Source organism: Nocardioides sp. NPDC023903 (genome assembly GCF_040639295.1).
In the GTDB taxonomy this organism is placed as follows: domain Bacteria; phylum Actinomycetota; class Actinomycetes; order Propionibacteriales; family Nocardioidaceae; genus Nocardioides.
In genome coordinates this window covers 1-1,266 of sequence record NZ_JBEZZS010000082.1, presented here as the reverse complement: position 1 = coordinate 1,266, position 1,266 = coordinate 1, and the positions used below count along the sequence as shown (strand labels likewise).

The 1,266-nt window shown below is 57.3% G+C and carries 2 protein-coding genes; both read right to left on the bottom strand.

What is annotated here, in order from left to right:
* On the bottom strand, window positions 1-230 hold a 230-nt coding region (locus AB0F44_RS30075; protein WP_357361024.1), incomplete at its 3' end, for a hypothetical protein.
* 79 nt (window positions 231-309) lie between these two features.
* Window positions 310-1,266: hypothetical protein (locus tag AB0F44_RS30070; RefSeq protein ID WP_357361022.1), on the bottom strand; the 957-nt coding region annotated here is incomplete at its 5' end.

Below are 1,266 nucleotides of genomic sequence, written 5' to 3'. Positions count from 1 at the left end.
TTCGGGTGATCATCGGCCTTGGGCGGATTCGGCTGCCGCCGCGCAGGTTTGGATACGAAAGGCCGGTGCGAAGGGCTCCTGCTCTTGCTCGGCTTCTTATTATCCTCAGCCGCATCCTTTTTCGGCCTCTGGTCCGTTGAATCGTTGAGCCCGTCCAATGAGACCGGATGGATCTCGATGTCGAAGCCGGCCAACGGGTCCGGAACACCCTCCGATTTCGGATCACTCATCGTTTCCAACCTTCCGATCTCTTGTGAATTTCCGCCGTCTACTTGTCAATACCGAGTCAGCCGAGTAGCAGTCACCTGGCTACACCCCAACCGGGCTGAACCGCGCATCCTGCACGGCCTGCAACATCCGAATTTGCGCGAACGCCGCGTCGACATCAGCGACCCGCACATCAAATGTGCGCGGACCAGGCCCGTTATCCGTGCGAGGCAACGCACCGTCGTGCAGGAACGGCGGCCGATACGCGTACCCGATCTTGCGTTCCTCAGCCTGGGTGGCACGCAACACCGACCGATCGATCACGGCCATCACCTCGATACCGGATGCCCTACCCGGCGCGGACCCGCGCTGTCCACCCACCAAGCCACCATCTGCCAACCGTTCAGAAGCCCAAGCAACCATCGCATCACCGACACTCTTCAACCCGAACGACTTGTTGACCGGAAATCCGATATTGATCTCGAGCCGCTGGAAAATCTGACCGATCGCCTTCACAATCCCCACGACCGTCGACCGCACCGCACCAACCGCGGTACCGACAACCCCACCCATCCCATTGAACCCAGCCATCACCGCGTCAAAGGCCAAGCGGTACGGCGCAATATAAATCTTGAACGCCGTCATAAAGAACTCAGCCACCGGCGTCAAAACATTCTTCAACACCCAATCAAACGCAGCCCGAATCTGATCCCAATGCTCCACAATCAACTGAATAATCGGCACCGCCGCCGAAATAGCCGCAGCCACCGTACCCATCGGCGAAAACAACATCGCAATATTCAGCAACTCCTGCGCAAATGCCCAGTCATCCGAAACCTTATCGATCAACTCCTGAGCCTTAGCCGAGTCAACAACGTCAGAAACAAACGCCGACATCTTCGCCGCCGCATCCCCCGCCATCGTCGCCAATCTGTTCAAACCATTCTGAACATAATCCTTGAACGACGACAACATCCGCCCGAGTTCGGAGGCCTTCGCCCTGAATGAAATTAGCGCGTCATCTCCGGCCAATTGATTCGTAGCAGACAAAAATTCGCC